Consider the following 1,476-nt stretch of genomic DNA (forward strand, 5'->3'; position numbering starts at 1 on the left):
TAAAATGTACCCTATAGAATAGACACTTAAAAAAAGTGCTCTTTCTATAGGGTATTTTTTGTATAATTTAAAGTACAAATAGAGAAATATGTGGAGACGGAGAAATATGAGTAAAATATTGTTTACGGAGAAAGACATCGCAATACTATCTAAGAACCGTTATGTTAAAACAGTTAGTTCAAAAGGTATCACCTACTCTGATGAATTTAAACAACACTTTATTACTGAATATAGTGAGGGAAAGTTTCCAAGAGAAATCTTTGAAGAAGCAGGGTTTAATGTTGATGTTATTGGCATGAGGAGAGTTAAATCTGCTTCAGATCGTTGGAAAGCTGCTTATAAATCCGAAGGAATATTGGGCCTTAAAGATACCAGAAAAGAAAGTTCTGGTAGGCCGCGGATTAAGGAATTGTCTATTGAGGAGAAGTATGCCAGATTGGAAGCACAGATGAAGCTTGTACAAGCAGAAAACGAACTCTTAAAAAAGATTCGTTTATTGGAAAGGGGGCTAAAGAAGTAAAGTTATCTGCCAGTCAAAAATTTATTATCATTCGTGAGGTCATCGAAAAACACAACCTTAAACATATGGTGAAATTCCTTTGTGAAGTTGCCGGAGTTTCAAGAAGTGGTTACTATAATTATTTCTCAGCCAAGTCTATTAAACAAAGGAAACACAAGGATGAGAAGGATGAAGAAACGAAAGAAATGATTTTAAAGGCCTTTAACTTCAAAGGCAGAAAGAAAGGGGCACGCCAAATTAAAATGACATTGGCAGGTCAATTTAAGTGCGTCTTCAGCTTGAAGAAAATCCGTAGAATCATGAAAAAATACGATATCGTCTGCCCTATTAGGAAAGCAAATCCGTACCGGAGAATGATGAAAGCCACTCAAGAACATCGTGTGGTTCCGAATTTGCTAAACCGCCAATTTAAACAGGAGACACCTGGCAAAGTCCTACTAACGGATATCACTTACCTGAACTATCAGGGTGGACAAAGAGCCTATTTGTCCGTCATTAAAGATGGTTCTACAGGTGAAGTTTTGGCACATCACATTTCTAGCCGCATCACCATGGATCTGGCAACAGACACCCTTACTAAATTGAAGAAGAACAGAAACTTTAAGAAAGCTAAAGAGGCCCTCATTCATTCTGATCAGGGTACCCATTACACACATCCAGATTTTCAGAAACAGGTAAATAAACTTGGATTGCACCAATCCATGTCCAGAAGAGGAAACTGTTGGGATAACGCCCCTATCGAATCATTCTTTGGCCATCTTAAAGACGAAGTAGATATAAAATTATGTAAAACGTTTGGAGAACTTCAACAAGAAATTGATGAGTATATTCGACATTATAACCATACTAGATATCAATGGAACCTAAAAAAGATGACTCCCGTGCAGTACAGGAATCATCTTTTACAGGTAGCCTAGGCCTTTTTTTAAAATGTCCTTTACAGAGGGTACACTTTA

The 1,476-nt window shown here is 37.1% G+C and carries 1 protein-coding gene; it reads left to right on the forward strand.

Annotation, left to right across the window (positions count from 1 at the left end; genetic code table 11):
• Positions 1 to 106 precede the first annotated feature (106 nt).
• A protein-coding gene (locus tag AB3M96_RS23610; protein WP_412970058.1) for an IS3 family transposase occupies positions 107 to 1,437 on the forward strand; the annotation gives its coding sequence in 2 pieces (ribosomal slippage) (positions 107 to 488 and positions 488 to 1,437; 1,332 coding nt in all).
• The last annotated feature ends 39 nt before the right edge of the window (positions 1,438 to 1,476 follow it).

This window comes from Ferdinandcohnia jepli, from assembly GCF_047246645.1.
Taxonomy (GTDB): Bacteria; Bacillota; Bacilli; order Bacillales; family Bacillaceae_L; genus Ferdinandcohnia.